We start from the raw sequence: 13,181 nt of genomic DNA, 5'->3' as shown, positions 1-13,181 counted from the left end.
TACTGTAATAGATACAAAATTTGATTTATTTATTATTTTGCGTAATGATTGGCGGGTTCCAGTGTAATCCGAGGTCTCTGTGTCATGCGCCGTTATCTAGTCATCGCAATCGTCCTTTTTCTGACATTTTCCATTAGCTTTTCCGTCGGCCTCTATTCCGGTTTGAGGAAGAATTTCATTTTCGAAGGAATCGTTAAAACCGTGCGTCTGCTGACGCCTGACGATCCTGTCGAGACCGCCCCGACCCTGAATCTCGACATGTCCGACAGGACGCTTCTGGATTCGACCATCCTGCCGCTGCATCAACGCGAAGTGCTGGTGACCGACGCCAATGGCAAGCCGATGCCGCTGCTGGCCATCGCCAGCGACGGCGGCTCCGAGGCGGTGATTCTGACCGAGAACGGAACCCTGTTCCGCATCGACACCGACAGCTGCGATTCGCCCGACTGCCTGCAGCAGGTCGGCCGGTTGGTCCGGCCGGACGGAACCGCCCTCGATGACAGCTATGACCTGCTTTCGGTGGACATCGACGGGACGCGCCAATGGTTCGTCTCTTACGGGCAGGAAGACCGCACCGGCTATAACAAGGCCCTGGTGATCAGCCGTTTCACCCCGCCGAAGGAGCCGGGCCCGGACCCGCTGCTGCGGATCGACGAGCCGTTCTTCCGCTCGACCAGCTTCACGTTGCGCAACGGTCATTCAATGCGCTCAGGCGGCGGCGCCATGGCCTATGATCCGGCAACCGGCGATCTGATCGTCACCATTGGCGATTACAGCCTGAACGGCATCAGCAATGTGTTCGAGGGGCCGATTCCCCCCGCCCAGGACCCCGATTCCGACCTGGGCAAGATCCTGCGCGTCAATATGCAGACCGGCGAAAGCCGCATCGTCTCGACCGGGCATCGCAACCCGCAGGGCCTTTCGATTTCCCCCGATGGAGAGATCATTGCCACCGAACACGGCCCGAAAGGCGGGGATGAGCTCAACCTGATCGAGGATGGCAGGAATTACGGCTGGCCCTATGTCTCGATGGGCACGAAATACGGCGCTTATACCTTCCCCCAGCAGCCGATAGATCCGGGCGCGGTCCATGGTGGATACACCCCGCCGCTGATCGCCTTCATGCCCAATCCCGGCGTCAGTGCGCTGATCCACATCCACGATTTCCACCCGGCCTGGGACGGCGACCTGATGGTCTCCTCGCTGCGGGCACGGACGCTGCTGCGGGTGCGCAAATGGGACGGCGGCGATTATGTCGAGCCGATCTATATCGGTGACCGCATCCGCGATCTCGACATTATCGGCAAGGAGATGGTTCTGCTGACCGACAGTGGCAAGATCATCCTGCTGAACCCGATCGACGACCTTGAAATGGCGCGTTCGGAGACCGGGCTGGTGACGAACATGACCGCTTTGTCGGAATGCGGTTCCTGCCATAATGTGAACAGCCCGACCTCGACCGCAGACGCACCCTATCTGCATGGGATCGTCGGTCGCCCGATCGCTTCGGCCAGCGATTACGCACGATACAGTTCTGCGCTGATGGAGAAGCAGGGCAGCACCTGGGACCTCGATTCGCTGGAGAAATTCCTGCGCTCGCCCCAGGATTTCGCGCCCGGCACCGCCATGCCCGATCAGGATCTGGCAGACGAGCAAATCGCTGAACTGATGGGTCTGCTGCCCTTGCTGCGCTAAGCGCCTGCGGCGTGGAGATCATGCCATGACCTGCGGAGTCAATTCCGGTTCCATGCCCTGCGTTTGAGGAGGATGCCGGGCCCCGGCATTGGCGGCAAACAGGGCGATCACCGCACGACTGCCATTCCGCCCTTCAATTCCGGCGCCGCTTATGTGCATCCTCATGAACGGACACAAGCGCAGGACATGATGAGCAAGAAACCCAGGAAGAACACGAAGCAACCCGCCCCGCCCGAAGCAGCGCCGTCGCCCGTGCAGATGATTCCGGTTCCGGCCATTGCCGAAGATCTCTGGCCGCAGGGGGACGAGGCCGATCAGGCCTCGCTTCATGCCGCAGAGGAGGTGTTCAACCACCTGCTTCTGCGGGTGAAGGATTTCCAGTCGACGCTGCCGGAGGATTACGAACTCGGGATGCGTCTCGGCAATTTCGGCGGCGACAGTGCGGTCCATGTGCGTGGCATGGGCTATCGCAATCCGAATATCATCGAATTTTACGGGCTTCTCGATGGCGACAAGCAGGTGGCCGTGGTCCAGCATGTCTCGCAGCTGAACTTCATGCTGCTGGCGGTGCCGCCGGTGGCCGAACAGGAACCCTATCGCATCGGCTTCGGTGCCGATATCTGACGCCCTGCTGCTTTGCCGGGCAGATCACAAAGGGTTTTGCCGCAATGGCTTGGCGGCAGATGACAGCCGCGCGGCACATCGCTATTCTGCCCCGAACCGAGCCAGCCCTTGCGCGAACAGGAGCCCGCATGACCGATACCAGATCCTTGACGCTGACCCTCTATGCGATCGCCTTCATGACCGCGATCAGCCTGTTCGGGCTGGTCGATGCGGTCTCGGCGGGGCGTGACGCCACTGCGGCGATCTCGGTCACGCGGGCCTTTCTGCTGCCGATCCTCGGGATCTCGGCGGGCTGCTTTCTGGTGGTGACGCTGATCACGCTGACCCGGACCCATCTGCGCGGCAATTACCGCTGGAACACCCCGAAGGTTGAGCGTCAGGTGCTGGATCTGGGTATCGGGGCGGCCTGCTATTTCGGGGGGCTGGCGCTGATCAGCTATGTCCTGGCGCTGATCGCGCCGGCGCAGACGGCGGGTGCGGCGGCGGCGATGGCGCATCACTGGCCCTGGTTCCTGGCCGTGCCCTGCCTGGGTATCGGGGCGGCGGCGCGGCAGAACAAGCCGGTCTGGCTGGTTGCCGTGGCCATTTTTGCCACCATCGGCCTGTTTACCTGATCGCCAAAACCGGTCGCGGCCCTACCATTCCGCTTTGCCATGGGTTAAGGGACCGGCAACCGCCGCCGGCGCGAAACGCATGGGAATCGAGACATGAAATTCACTCTGTCCTGGCTGAAGGACCATCTGGACACCGATGCCTCTGTCGAGGAAATCGGGCGGGTCCTGACCGATCTCGGTCTTGAGATCGAAGAGATCGTCGATCCGGCCGCCCGCCTCGCCGGCTTTACCATCGCGAAGATCGCCTCGGCCGAGCAGCATCCCGATGCCGACCGGCTGCGGGTGCTGCGGGTCGAGACCGACGAAGGCGAGAAGCAGATCGTCTGCGGCGCCCCCAATGCCCGCGCCGGGCTGATCGGCGTGCTGGCCAAGCCTGGCGATTACGTGCCCGGCATCGACGTGACGCTGAGCGTCGGCAAGATCCGCGGCGTCGAGAGCCATGGCATGATGGCCTCCGAGCGCGAGCTGGAACTGTCGGACGAACATGACGGCATCATCGAGCTGCCCTCGGGCGAGGTCGGGCAGAAATTCACCGACTGGCTGGCCGCGAATGCGCCCGAGAAGATCGACCCGGTCTTCGACATTGCCATTACGCCCAACCGTCCCGATGCGCTTGGCGTGCGCGGCGTCGCGCGCGATCTGGCGGCGCGGGGCCTCGGCACGCTGAAACCGCTGAAACAGGCCGGGATCGAAGGCAGCTTCGCCAGCCCGATCAATGTCACCATCGACCCGGAGATTGCCGGGAAGGCGCCGTTCTTCTCGGGCCGGGTGGTGCGCGGCGTGACGAATGGTCCGTCGCCCGAATGGCTGCAGAAGCGGCTGCGCGCCATCGGGCTGCGGCCGATCAGTGCGCTTGTCGATATCACCAATTTCTTCACCTATGACCTGAACCGCCCGCTGCACGTCTTCGACGTGGCCAAGGTGAAGGGCGATCTGCACCTGCGCGCGGCCAGGGCCGGCGAGAAGATCGTGGCGCTGGATGACAAGGAATACACCCTGCCCGAGGGTGCGGTGGTGATCTGCGACCAGAACGGTGTCGAATCCATCGCCGGGGTGATGGGCGGCGCAGCGTCGGGCGCGCAGGCGGAAACCACCGATGTCTTCGTCGAGGCCGCCTATTTCGACCCGATCAGCACCGCCACGACCGGTCGGGCGCTGAAGATCAACTCGGACGCGCGTTACCGGTTCGAGCGTGGCATCGACCCGGAATTCACCCTTGAGGGGTTGGACCTTGCGACGCAGATGGTGATGGATCTCTGCGGCGGCACGCCTTCGGGGCTGGTGACGGCGGGCGAGGTGCCCGATCATGCCCGCGCCTATCGGCTGGATACGAACCGTGTCGTCAGCCTTGTCGGCATGGAGATCGAGGACACCGTGCAGCGCCAGACGCTGGAAGCCCTCGGGTTCCGCATGGAGGGCGATCTGGCCCATGTGCCGAGCTGGCGCCCCGATATTCAGGGCGAGGCCGACCTGATCGAGGAGATCGCCCGCATCGCCAGCCTGACCCGGCTGGTCGGTCAGCCGATGGCGCGACCGCAGGCCGGGGTGCCGCTGCCGGTGCTGACGCCGCTGCAACGCCGGGAAAGTGCCGCGCGGCGCGTGGCGGCCTCGCTCGGCTACAACGAATGCGTGACCTACAGCTTCATCGATCAGGCTGCGGCGGCGCTGTTCGGCGGTGGCACGGATGCGGTGCGGGTGGAAAACCCGATCAGCTCCGAAATGACGCATCTGCGGCCCGACCTGCTGCCGGGGCTTCTGGCGGCGGCGGCGCGCAATCAGGCGCGCGGCTTCGCCGATCTGGCGCTGTTCGAATGTGGCCCGGTCTTCGCGGGCGGCGAGCCGGGCGAACAGGCGCTGCGCCTGACCGGGTTGCTGGTCGGCTCGGTTGCGCCGCGCGATCCTTACGGCTCTCGGCGTCCGGTCGATCTTTATGATGCCAAGGCCGATGCCGAGGCGGTGCTGGAGGCGGTCGGTGCGCCGGCGAAATTCCAGATCGACCGCAAACTGGACGGCTGGTGGCATCCGGGCCGGGCCGGCAATATCCAGCTTGGCCCGAACCGGCTGGCGACATTCGGCGAGGTTCATCCCAAGGTGCTGCGCGAAATGGGTGTGAAGGGGCCGGCGGTCGCCTTCACCGTCCATGTCCCGAATGTGCCGCTGCCCAAGGCCAAGGTGCCGACGCGCAGCGCGCTGGATGCGTCGAGCCTGCAGCCGGTCGAACGCGATTTCGCCTTCGTCGTCGACAAGGGGGTCGAGGCGATCACGCTGGTGAATGCCGCCGCCGGGGCCGACAAGGCGCTGATCGACAGCGTGCGGGTCTTCGATCAGTTCACCGGCGAGAAGGCCGAGGCGCAGATGGGCGAGGGCAAGAAATCCGTCGCCATCACCGCACGGCTTCAGCCCCGCGACAAGACCCTGACCGATGCCGAGATCGAGGCGGTTGCCGCCAAGATCGTCGAGAAGGTGGCCAAGGCGACCGGCGGCGTCCTGCGCAGCTAGCGCTCCCGCTGCGGGTTGCGTCCCGCGACGGGTTTCAGCCGGGGCGGTGCAGATGCAGGCGGGGGTCGCTTTGCAGCAACCCCTCGACCCAGGCGGCTTCGGCGTCGAAATCATGCGGCACCTGCTCGGCCGAGCGGCTGCCCGACAGCGATTTCGAGGCGAAGAAATCGAAGCCGTAAAGGTCCAGCCGCGCCAGATCCGAGCGCAGAAGAAGCTCGATCAGCATGGCGCCGGTGGTGGGCGCCGCGCCAAGGCGCGTCTTCAGCGCCTCGAAATCTGCCAGCGGGTGCAGGTAGAAACCGGGCGAGGTCGCGCTCTGGTAATCCAGCCGCTTGCGCTTGTGCGACATCCACAGGATCCGGCCCGGCTGGATCCGCGCCCGGTCCGCCTTACCAAGCCGCGTGGCCAGCCCCAGCCAGTCGGTGCGGCTGCCATGGGTCTCGGCATAGGGCATCGGCGCGCGGTTGATGCGGATGACGATGTCGTGGCCGTCGATCTCCGGCCCCATAGTGCTGCTGGCCAGGGCGCGGGCATTGCCCACAAGCGCCACGGTCTTGCCCTTCGCCGCCGCCAGAAGCCCCTCCTGCGGGACCGAGAGCGAGGAAAGCAGCCCCTCGTCGCGCATCAGCCGGGCGGCGAAGAAGCGCAGCGGGGTCATGCCAGAAGCTTTCGATAGACGGCGGTGATGGCGCGGGCCTCGCCCTCGATATCGTGACTCTCGCGGACATGGCTCAGGGCAGCGCGGCCGGCGGCCTCGCGGGCGGCGGGATCGTCCAGCCAATGACCGAGGGCCGCAGTCAGCGCCGCCTGATCGTCTGGCGGAATCAGAGAGCCGGTCTCGCCATCGCGGATCAGGGTCTCGAAGGCACCGACGCGGCTGGCGACGACCGGGACAGCGCAGGCCATGGCTTCCAGCGGGGTCAGGCCGAACCCCTCCCACCGGGCCGGGGCGGCGAACAGATCGAGGGCCTGATAATGGCGCACGACATCCTCCCACGGCAGTTCGCCAAGGAAACGGACGCGGTCGGCCAGTCCGGCAGCATGAAGCCTGGCCTTCAACTCATCGACGAATGTCTGGTTGTCGCGGGTGATCCGGCCGGTGAAGATCATCTGCGCCTTGGGATGGGCGGGAAACAGCGCCAAGGCCGCCTCGACCATCAGATCGACGCCCTTCTGCGCCCGGACCCGACCGAAACAGCCGATCAGCACCGCATCCGGGTCCAGCCCGAGGCTTTCGCGCAGCGCCCGCCTGTCGCTGGCCGGATGGAAAACCTGCGTATCGACGCCGTGCAGGATGACCGTCGCCGGACGCTCCAGATAGGACGCCGCCTTGGGCGAGGTGGCGATCAGCGCGTCCTGCTGGCGGATCAGCCATTTGGTGAAGCCGGTATGGTGGCGCTGCGCGGCCGAGGTGAACAGCAGCCGATAGCGCCGCCCCAGCAGGCGCCGGCAGATCAGGCCGAGCGCCATCTCGGTATTGCGCCGCGCATGCCAGACGCGCCAGCGGTCGCGGGGCAGGCTGGCGGCGCGCGACAGCGGGATATGCGGCAGATCCCCGGGCAGGCCGGGGCCGGTGGTCACGATCCCGATCATGCGTGCCTGCACCGGGATCAGCCGCACCACGGTCGCGGTGACGCCGGAAAGGCGGCGTTTCAGGTTCGGGGCGACGACCTCGATATCCTTGGCATCAGTCATCCGGGGCCTCTGGGGTCAGGAAGTACAGGGCCAAGCCTATCGCAAGTGGCAGGGTAAAGAACAGGAAGACCGTCGCATAGGCCGAAGCAGGCCCACCCTGCGCCGAGGCCCATTGGAACACGGGACGAGAGCCGAATTGCAGCATCCCCGTTCCGCCGATTGACATCATGTTGAGGAAGGTGATCCCCCGCCCCACAAGATGCGGTGGAAGAAAGGCGCGGCCATGGGCGATCAGCAGCACATAGGAGGCCCCGGAAAGCCCGACCAGTGCCAGCAGCGCGACCGACAGGGCAAGGCTTTCTGCGCTGAAAAGCCACAGCGCCCCGGTCACCGCGACAGTACCGGCGGTGCCGATCAGGATCGTCCGCCGGACCGAGCCCACGACCCGCGTCACCGGCCCGGCGAAGTAATTCCCGAGGATCATGGTCACGCCCATCATCAGCGCCGCATTGCCGACCGTGGCCGATGAGGCGGCGAAGACATCCTCCAGATAGGGGCCGGCCCACAGCCCCCGGATCGCCGCAGAAACACCGTAATTCACCATGAAGAGCGGCAGGATGAACCAGAGCGCGCGCAGGCGCAGGATATCGGACAGCCGGCCCTGGGGATGGGCGCTGTCCAGCCGCGCCGGGTCCTCGACCACGCGCCATTCGATCAGCGCGATGGCAAGGGTGATGGCGCACATGGCCCAGAGCGTCGCCCGCCAGCCGATGGCGTCGGAGACCGCGACCAGAGGCGAGGCGCTGAGCAGGTTGCCAAGCGCGCCGGCGGCGACGAAGGTTCCGGCCAATGTGCCGAAATCCCGCGCCGGGAAGTTGCGGGCGAAGATGTAATAGGCGGCCATCAGGGCCGGCGCGCAGCCGATGCCGATCAGCGCCATGGCGACATGCAGATGCCAGGGCTGGGTGGCCATGGCGAAGACCCCCGCGCCCAGGGCGGCGGCCACCATCATGACCGAGGCCGTCCGACGCGGCCCGATCTGGTCCAGCCAGCGCCCGACCGGCAACTGCATCACCGCGAAGGCGGCGAACCAGACGCCCGAGGAAATGGCGAGATCCCCCGGCGTCGCCCCCAATTCGCCCCGCAGGTCGGAACTCAGCACCGTCAGGAAGGCGCGGTAGAACTGACTGAGCATATAGCCCAGCACCAGCATCCAGATTCCGGGCGTGAAGCTGCGCATCAGACGCGCACGAACTGCCCGGCCCCGCCGTCATACTGGAACAGGGTTCCGTCGCCGATATCGTGGATGACCCCGTGCAGCGTCATCCGCCCGGCCTCGACCGCCTCGCGGATGAAGGGGAAGCCCATCAGGTTTTCCAGCGAGATCATCACCGCCTCGCGCTCCAGCGCCGGGATCTGCTCGGCCTCGGGCAGGCCGGCGATGCGGTCGTAACCGGGGCGCAGGATATCCATCCAGCGGCCGACGAAGCTGGAATCCTCCTCCAGCTCGGGGGCATGGCCGGAACACATGGCATGACAGCCGGCAACGCCGCCGCAATTGGTGTGGCCCATGACGATCAGATGGGTGACGTTCAGCGCCTGCACCGCATATTCCACCGCTGCCGAAGTGCCGTGCTGCTGGCCGTCCGGCGTATAGGGCGGCACCAGATTGGCAATATTGCGGTGGATGAAGAACTCTCCCGTATCGGCCCCGAACAGCGCGCTGACATGGACCCGCGAATCGCAGCACGAGATGATCATCGCGCGTGGCCGCTGCCCTTCTTCGGCCAGACGGCCATACCAGGCCTGATTCTCGGCAAAGGTGGTGGCGCGCCAGCCCTTGTAGCGGCTGACCAGGTAATGCGGCAGAGGCTTGGCGTTATGCATCGGCGTCCCTTGTTCGTCCCGGGCCAGAGATAGGACGTGTTTTCCTTGAATTCGAGCGATTTTTGGGCTGGCTGGAAACAAAATCATAACCTCATGCTGCGATCTTCTGCGGACCTGTGGCGACCAGAGCATGTGGAGTGGATGATGAGGAACGTGGCGGCCCTTGCCGTGGCCGAGCCGGTGAGTATTGACGAAACACGGCTGCAGGGCATCGTGAACCAGTTGGGCGATGCCGCAGCCGGGGGGCTGATACGGCTGACGCTGGAACAGATGGCACTTGCCGTTCAGGCCCTGCGGGTCGAGACAGGCGGCCCCGAGGCGGTGGCGGTTCAGGCCCAACGCCTGTCGCGGCTGGCCTGGCAGGTCGGTCTGGTGACTTTGGCCGGGGTCGCCGTCGATATCGCCGATTGCGCGCAGGCCGGCGATCCGGTCGCGCTTCAGGCAACGCTGGCGCGGATGGAGCGCGTGGCCAAACGTTCCCTGACCGAGATATGGGAGAATGTGACACCGCGTTGATCGGGGCGGCGCTTGCGACGCAAGGATCATGGTGCGATGCTGCGGCGCAACGTAAGTGCGAGGCCCTTCCATGACCGGCAAAGTGACACCCGAATTCGCCCGAGATCACCAGAGCGCCCGGCCTCTCTGGCTGGTTGCGCCCGGCGATCTGCCGGCGGCGCTGGATCAGCCGGCGCGGGACTGGGCCGGGGCCTGCGGCTTCACCGGAAAGCACGGCCAGTTGTGCCTGTTGCCGGATGGCAAGGGCGGCATGGCCGGGGCGCTTCTGGGTGTCGGGGCGGCATCGGATTCCTCTGTGCGGGGGCGGTTTTCGCTGGCGAAGGCGGCCTCGGCACTGCCGGCGGGGGATTGGCGGGTGCAGGACTGGCCGGCGGGGATCGACCCGGCCGAAACCGCGCTTGGCTGGCTGCTGGCGCAATATGCCTTCGACCGCTACCGCAAGGCCGAGGGGGCGAAGGCCCGGCTGGTTGCGCCCGAGGGCGTCGATGCGGCCCGCCTGCTGGCCATGGCCGAGGCCGAATTCCTGACCCGCGACCTGATCAACACGCCGGCCAACGACATGGGCCCCGACGCGCTGGAAGACGCCGCCCGCGACCTCGCCGCGCGGCATGGATTCGCGGCGAAGGTCATCGTCGGCGATGACCTGCTGGTGCAGAATTTCCCGCTGATCCATGCCGTCGGCCGCGCCGGCGCTCAGGCCCCGCGCCTGATCGAGTTGACGCGGGGCGAGACCGGCCCGGCGCTGACGCTGGTCGGCAAGGGGGTCTGTTTCGACACTGGCGGGCTCGACATCAAGCCGCCCTCCAGCATGGCGCTGATGAAGAAGGATATGGGCGGGGCGGCGACGGTGCTGGGGCTCGCGCAGATGCTGGTCGAGACCGGCGCGGCCGAGGGGATCCGCCTCCGGGTGCTGATCCCGGCGGTCGAGAACGCCATTGCCGGCAATGCCTTTCGGCCCGGCGATATCCTGACCAGCCGCAAGGGCCTGACGGTCGAGATCAACAATACCGATGCCGAGGGCCGGCTGGTGCTGGCCGATGCCATGGCCTATGCGGCCGAGGACAAGCCCGACTGGCTGATCTCGATGGCGACGCTGACCGGGGCGGCGCGGGTGGCGCTCGGCCCCGATCTTCCGCCTTTCTATTGCGACGACGATGGGGCGGCGGCGGCGATACAGGCGGCCGGCATGGCAAATTGGGACCCGCTCTGGCGGATGCCCTTCTGGTCGCCCTATGAGGAGATGATCGAGCCGGGGATCGCCGATCTGGACAACGCGCCCTCGGGCGGGATGGCAGGCTCGATCACCGCCGCGCTGTTCCTGCGCCGCTTCGCCGAAGGGGCCGGGCGATACGCGCATTTCGACATCTATGGCTGGCAGCCGAAGCCCGCGCCGGGCCGCACGAAAGGCGGCGTCCAGCAGGGCGCGCGGGCGCTTCTGGGCGCGCTTCCGCAATTGCTGAGGACATGATGGACCGCCGCCTGACCCCGGCCACGGATCGCGTGGCGCTTGCCTCGCTGCGGGAGGTCCTGAACCGGCCCGCCTATACCGAGGGCACGCCGGCGCGGGTCTCGGCCCCGCTGGCCGAGTTGCTGACCGCCCCCAATGGCAGCCGCGACCGGCAGCTGAATTTCGGTGCCGATGTAACCGTAATCGAGTGGCACGAGGGCTGGGCCTTCGTGCAGGCGGCGCGCGACGGCTATGTCGGCTGGCTGGCGGAAGGCCTGCTGAGCGACCGGATGCCCGCCATCACCCATCGCGTCAGCGCCCCGGCCACGCATCTTTACCCCGAGCCGGACATGAAGATCCGCGAACTCGCCCGGCTCTCGGTGAATGCCCGGCTGACGGTGACCGGGGTCGAGGGCAGTTTCGCCCGGCTTGCCCAGGGCGGCTGGGTGCCGGTGCAGGCGATTTCCGACCGTTTCGCAACTGACCCGGTGGATCTGGCCGAATCGCTGCTCGGGACGGCTTACCTTTGGGGCGGAAACAGCCGCGACGGGATCGACTGTTCCGGGCTGGTGCAGGTGGCGCTGCATGGCTGCGGGATCGCCTGTCCGGGGGATGCCGACCTGCAGGAACGCGCCTTCGAGCCGGTCGAGGACATCCGGCGCGGCGATCTGCTGTTCTGGCCCGGCCATGTCGCCATGGCCTGCGGCGATGGGCGCATGGTCCATGCGACCGCCTGGCAGATGCGGGTGATCCATGAAGACATCGCCCATGCCATCGCCCGCATCGACGCCGCCGGCGACGGCCTGTTCCGCGGCGCGCGCCGCCCGCCCAAGGTGGCGATCAGCCTGTGAAGGCGGGGTGGTAGGCGGTCTCTCCCTTCGGGGTGTGGCCGGCGAAATGCAGCGCCATGAAATATTCGGGCGGCACACCGGGATAGGTGATGGCGGGGTCTACGGCGAAGCCGAAGCGGCCATAATAGCCCGGCTCGCCCAGCACCACGCAACCGCCGTGACCTGCTGCGCGCATCCGCGACAGCCCCTCGCGGATCAGGGCCGCACCGATGCCCTTGCCCTGCCGAACCAGCGCGACCGAGACCGGGCCGAGGCCGACCCAGCCTTCATGCCCGCCGATGGTCACCGGCGAGAAGGCGACATGGCCGGCGATCCTGCCATCCTCGACCGCAACCAGTGAAAGCGTCAATGCGCCGCCCGCGCGCAGTCGCTCGATGATCGCAGCCTCGGTGCCGTCGCTGTGCTCGGCATTGGCGAAGGCTGCACTGGTCAGGGCGGCGATGGCGGCTTCCTCGCCGGGTTGTTCGGGGCGGAGCCGGATCACGGGTTGAACACCCGGTCGGGCTGGACCTCTCCGCCGAGGTAACGGCCGATGCAGATGGCGCGGCCTTCGTGGCTGACCCAGACGGTTTCGCCATATTGCGCCGTGCCCAGCACCTGCCCGGGATTACCGTTCATGATGCGCACCGCGCCCTGATCGGTAGCGCGCATTTCCGGCAGTTCGGTCAGGGCGGATTGCAGCGGCAGCAGGCGGGTTTCGATTTCGGCCTGATTGGCGCGGTCGATCAGATCGAAAGGCACCGCGTCATCGACCTCGAACGGGCCTGACCAGATCCGGCGCAGGCTGGCGACATGGCCGAGACAGCCGAGCGCCCGACCGAGATCGCGGGCAATGGAGCGCACATAACCGCCCTTGCCGCAGACCATGTGCAGATCGGCCTGATCCGCGCGGGCCTCGATCAGGGAAAGCTCATCGACATAAAGCGGACGCGCCGCCAGTTCCAGCGCCTCGCCCTCTCGCGCGAGGTCATAGGCGCGCTCGCCATCGACCTTCACGGCTGAAAAGGCCGGCGGCACCTGCATGATATCGCCGGTGAAAGCGGGCAGGGCGGCGGTGATCTGTTCAGCCGTCGGCCGCGCGTCGGACTGGTTCAGCACCTGACCCGAAGCATCGTCGGTCGCGGTTTCCGCCCCCCAGGTCACGGTGAAATCATAGGCTTTCAGCGCCTCGGTCAGCAGCGGCACGGTCTTCGTCGCCTCGCCCAGGGCCACGGCCAGCACCCCGGTCGCATCGGGATCGAGCGTGCCGGCATGGCCCGCCTTCTTCGCATCCAGCGCCCAACGCACCTTTCCGACCACATCGGTCGATCCCACGCCCGCCGGTTTGTCGACGATCAGCCAGCCCGAGATATCGCGGCCCTTCTTGCGTGCCATGTGGCCCCCATGATCCAGAAGGCGCTGCGGATAACGCCG

General features: G+C 66.5%; 13 protein-coding genes. 7 read left to right on the top strand and 6 right to left on the bottom strand.

The window, feature by feature from the left end:
• The first annotated feature begins 201 nt into the window (after positions 1 to 201).
• The 4 genes from Q0330_RS03800 (at position 202) to pheT (ending at position 5,432) form a co-directional block, all read left to right on the top strand.
• Complete coding sequence (locus Q0330_RS03800; protein ID WP_299474702.1) at positions 202 to 1,695, top strand: PQQ-dependent sugar dehydrogenase; 1,494 nt, start codon at positions 202 to 204, stop codon at positions 1,693 to 1,695.
• 189 nt (positions 1,696 to 1,884) lie between these two features.
• On the top strand, positions 1,885 to 2,319 hold the full coding sequence (locus tag Q0330_RS03795) for a DUF6173 family protein (protein WP_299474699.1): 435 nt from the start codon (positions 1,885 to 1,887) through the stop codon (positions 2,317 to 2,319).
• Positions 2,320 to 2,447: 128 nt separating this feature from the next.
• Positions 2,448 to 2,933, top strand: coding sequence for a hypothetical protein (locus Q0330_RS03790; RefSeq protein WP_299474696.1), 486 nt, complete (start codon positions 2,448 to 2,450; stop codon positions 2,931 to 2,933).
• 93 nt (positions 2,934 to 3,026) lie between these two features.
• Positions 3,027 to 5,432, top strand: a complete 2,406-nt coding sequence (gene pheT, locus Q0330_RS03785) for a phenylalanine--tRNA ligase subunit beta (RefSeq protein WP_299474693.1) — start codon at positions 3,027 to 3,029, stop codon at positions 5,430 to 5,432.
• Positions 5,433 to 5,466: 34 nt separating this feature from the next.
• On the opposite strand, the gene Q0330_RS03780 is transcribed toward pheT, so the two are convergent.
• From Q0330_RS03780 to Q0330_RS03765, 4 genes are read right to left on the bottom strand one after another with little or no spacing between them, the layout of a single operon-like run.
• Positions 5,467 to 6,090, bottom strand: a complete 624-nt coding sequence (locus tag Q0330_RS03780) for a glycosyltransferase family 29 protein (RefSeq protein WP_299474690.1) — start codon at positions 6,088 to 6,090, stop codon at positions 5,467 to 5,469.
• Entirely contained in the window at positions 6,087 to 7,127 is a 1,041-nt protein-coding gene (locus tag Q0330_RS03775; RefSeq protein WP_299474687.1) for a glycosyltransferase family 4 protein, read from the bottom strand. Before Q0330_RS03775 ends, Q0330_RS03780 begins: the two co-directional genes overlap by 4 nt.
• A complete protein-coding gene (locus tag Q0330_RS03770) occupies positions 7,120 to 8,307 on the bottom strand; it encodes an MFS transporter (protein WP_299474684.1) in 1,188 nt (395 codons plus the stop codon). The genes Q0330_RS03775 and Q0330_RS03770 overlap by 8 nt, the downstream gene beginning before the upstream one ends.
• Positions 8,307 to 8,954, bottom strand: a complete 648-nt coding sequence (locus Q0330_RS03765; RefSeq protein ID WP_299474682.1) for a carbonic anhydrase — start codon at positions 8,952 to 8,954, stop codon at positions 8,307 to 8,309. Before Q0330_RS03765 ends, Q0330_RS03770 begins: the two co-directional genes overlap by 1 nt.
• 144 nt (positions 8,955 to 9,098) lie before the next feature.
• Here Q0330_RS03765 and Q0330_RS03760 point away from each other — a divergent pair, with 144 nt between their 5' ends.
• The 3 genes from Q0330_RS03760 (at position 9,099) to Q0330_RS03750 (ending at position 11,768) form a co-directional block, all read left to right on the top strand.
• Entirely contained in the window at positions 9,099 to 9,470 is a 372-nt protein-coding gene (locus Q0330_RS03760) for a hypothetical protein (RefSeq protein ID WP_299474679.1), read from the top strand.
• Positions 9,471 to 9,540: 70 nt separating this feature from the next.
• The gene (locus tag Q0330_RS03755; RefSeq protein ID WP_299474676.1) at positions 9,541 to 10,938 is read left to right on the top strand and encodes a M17 family metallopeptidase; all 1,398 of its coding nucleotides are present in this window, start codon (positions 9,541 to 9,543) and stop codon (positions 10,936 to 10,938) included.
• Positions 10,938 to 11,768: a C40 family peptidase gene (locus Q0330_RS03750; RefSeq protein ID WP_299475262.1), complete on the top strand. Its 831-nt coding sequence runs from the start codon at positions 10,938 to 10,940 to the stop codon at positions 11,766 to 11,768. Before Q0330_RS03755 ends, Q0330_RS03750 begins: the two co-directional genes overlap by 1 nt.
• Here Q0330_RS03750 and Q0330_RS03745 read toward each other — a convergent pair.
• On the bottom strand, positions 11,758 to 12,252 hold the full coding sequence (locus Q0330_RS03745; protein WP_366518296.1) for an N-acetyltransferase: 495 nt from the start codon (positions 12,250 to 12,252) through the stop codon (positions 11,758 to 11,760). The two genes, Q0330_RS03750 and Q0330_RS03745, sit on opposite strands and share 11 nt — an antisense overlap.
• On the bottom strand, positions 12,249 to 13,142 hold the full coding sequence (gene truB / locus Q0330_RS03740) for a tRNA pseudouridine(55) synthase TruB (RefSeq protein WP_299474673.1): 894 nt from the start codon (positions 13,140 to 13,142) through the stop codon (positions 12,249 to 12,251). The genes Q0330_RS03745 and truB overlap by 4 nt, the downstream gene beginning before the upstream one ends.
• Positions 13,143 to 13,181: the final 39 nt, after the last annotated feature.

This window comes from uncultured Paracoccus sp., from assembly GCF_937873615.1.
GTDB lineage: Bacteria > Pseudomonadota > Alphaproteobacteria > Rhodobacterales > Rhodobacteraceae > Paracoccus.
This window is presented reverse-complemented; position numbering and strand designations above follow the sequence as displayed.

Coding starts and splice junctions, on each gene's coding strand:
- Q0330_RS03795 (WP_299474699.1), top strand. CDS start 1,885: ATGAGCAAGAAACCCAGGAAGAACACGAAGCAACCCGCCCCGCCCGAA.
- Q0330_RS03790 (WP_299474696.1), top strand. CDS start 2,448: ATGACCGATACCAGATCCTTGACGCTGACCCTCTATGCGATCGCCTTC.
- pheT (WP_299474693.1), top strand. CDS start 3,027: ATGAAATTCACTCTGTCCTGGCTGAAGGACCATCTGGACACCGATGCC.
- Q0330_RS03780 (WP_299474690.1), bottom strand. CDS start 6,090: ATGACCCCGCTGCGCTTCTTCGCCGCCCGGCTGATGCGCGACGAGGGG.
- Q0330_RS03775 (WP_299474687.1), bottom strand. CDS start 7,127: ATGACTGATGCCAAGGATATCGAGGTCGTCGCCCCGAACCTGAAACGC.
- Q0330_RS03770 (WP_299474684.1), bottom strand. CDS start 8,307: ATGCGCAGCTTCACGCCCGGAATCTGGATGCTGGTGCTGGGCTATATG.
- Q0330_RS03765 (WP_299474682.1), bottom strand. CDS start 8,954: ATGCATAACGCCAAGCCTCTGCCGCATTACCTGGTCAGCCGCTACAAG.
- Q0330_RS03760 (WP_299474679.1), top strand. CDS start 9,099: ATGAGGAACGTGGCGGCCCTTGCCGTGGCCGAGCCGGTGAGTATTGAC.
- Q0330_RS03755 (WP_299474676.1), top strand. CDS start 9,541: ATGACCGGCAAAGTGACACCCGAATTCGCCCGAGATCACCAGAGCGCC.
- Q0330_RS03750 (WP_299475262.1), top strand. CDS start 10,938: ATGGACCGCCGCCTGACCCCGGCCACGGATCGCGTGGCGCTTGCCTCG.
- truB (WP_299474673.1), bottom strand. CDS start 13,142: ATGGCACGCAAGAAGGGCCGCGATATCTCGGGCTGGCTGATCGTCGAC.